This is a genomic window from Myroides albus, assembly GCF_009711045.1.
GTDB classification, from domain to species: Bacteria; Bacteroidota; Bacteroidia; order Flavobacteriales; family Flavobacteriaceae; genus Flavobacterium; species Flavobacterium album_A.
Genome location: NZ_WMJX01000107.1, coordinates 1 through 1,711 on the forward strand (window position 1 = coordinate 1; position 1,711 = coordinate 1,711).

The 1,711-nt window shown below is 29.5% G+C and carries 2 protein-coding genes and 1 pseudogene; all 3 read left to right on the plus strand.

The window, feature by feature from the left end; all coding sequences use genetic code 11:
- A pseudogene (locus tag GJV76_RS15470) lies at positions 1 to 575 on the plus strand (hypothetical protein); the annotation flags it as partial.
- A 4-nt stretch (positions 576 to 579) separates the two neighbouring features.
- A complete protein-coding gene (locus tag GJV76_RS15475; RefSeq protein WP_155093480.1) occupies positions 580 to 1,374 on the plus strand; it encodes a hypothetical protein in 795 nt (264 codons plus the stop codon).
- A 129-nt stretch (positions 1,375 to 1,503) separates the two neighbouring features.
- Positions 1,504 to 1,711: RHS repeat-associated core domain-containing protein (locus GJV76_RS16035; protein ID WP_317162611.1), on the plus strand; the 208-nt coding region annotated here is incomplete at its 3' end.

Consider the following 1,711-nt stretch of genomic DNA (forward strand, 5'->3'; position numbering starts at 1 on the left):
TTATACCTCACAAGATGTACTTGCTAGGGTGGATACATTACAGTTCTGAGGAAGGGAATTATATCTCACAAGATCCTATCGGTCTTTTAGGTGGTATGGTGTTGTATGGATATGTGAGTGATGTGAATAGATGGTTGGATGTGTTTGGGTTGTCTGCATTAGGAGGGTCTCATGGTGTAGTAACATCTTTAAATATAGGTAATGGAGGGGAATCAAATCATATGCCTGCATTTTCATCAACTAACAAAGCCAGTAAAGTAAAAGCTAATCAACCTACAGGACCTAATATAAGCAAATATTCCGGACCTAGTACTTATATGAATAAAGCTGATCATATGAAAACTGCAAGTTGGGGAAATAGAGGAACAGTTAGAATATGGCGTGAAGTCCAAGAAGATTTAATCAGAAATGGAAAGTTTGGTAAGGCAATGGAGATGGACATCAAAGATGTAAAACGTAAATTTGGTAATAAGTATAATAACGGAATGAAAGATATGATTGATTATGCTATAGATAAAGGCTATGTGATTAATAAAGAAGGAAATAGATTGAAACGAAAATATTTACATCATTAAAAGTATGAATTTGAATATAGAAAAAGATAATATTAATGGCATTTATTTAGGTGATAAAAAGGCTGTTTTAAGCGAAGAAATTGATACTATAACTTACTATTATGAATTAAATAGTAAACAAGAAATTAAGACACTTTCAGTAAGATTATGCAATTGTTTTATTTTTAAAGGGGAAAAAATCAGATATAATAATTTTAAAAATATGTTGATAAAATATCATGGAATAGAAGGAATAGAAGGAACTTATTATTTCATAGATTTAAATTTGATAGTTTGGATAGATACAGAAAAACAAATTTTTAATGAAATTCTACTATATGCTGATGAGATGAAGGTTTTTTATAATCAGTGTTATAATAGTGATATTATTCAAGGAAAAAAACTTAATGAAAAACTTGATGAAAATTTATTTTTTTCTCCTTTTATAGGGTTGAGTAGTTTTAAATTCGGATTAGATATTAATAATTTATGTTTCATTGGAGATTATGAATATATGATTGATAAATATTATATTAATGAGCTTGAATATGCTTTAAGATTTGATAATATGTTGTTATCACAAATAACGATTTATAGAAGATTTTTTAAAGGAGTTATTTTGTATAACAATTTTGATTTAAATAAAAAAAGTGATTTAGAATGTCTAATTGATAGTTGTTTTAAAATAGAAAGAAGAGGATATTGGGTTTTACCTGAAATAGGAATAACAATAAGTTATGATTTCGAAGAATTATTCTTTTTTAATAAAGAATTATTGGAATTTTGGAAGATGATTCATCGACCAATTACAAGTTGGTAATGTAAAAAGACTTAGTTTTAATTAGCTAGGTCTTTTTATTATACCTATCTCATTACACTTGAGTATATGTGTGATGCTACAGGAGAGCTAGTTTGGCATGGTGTGTTAGATATCTACGAACGTATCGATATGAAACATGACAAGCGGACAGACTGTCCGTTTCGATATCAGGGGCAGTACTATGGTAAGGAGACTCAGTTAGCCTATAACCGTTTTAGATATTATGACCCTAAGATAGGTATGTATATTTCACAAGACCCTATAGGTCTTTCTGGTGGTAACCCGACGTTGTATGGGGATGTACATGACATTAGTTTATGGATTGATCCTTTTGGGC

Coding starts and splice junctions, on each gene's coding strand:
- GJV76_RS15475 (WP_155093480.1), top strand. CDS start 580: ATGAATTTGAATATAGAAAAAGATAATATTAATGGCATTTATTTAGGT.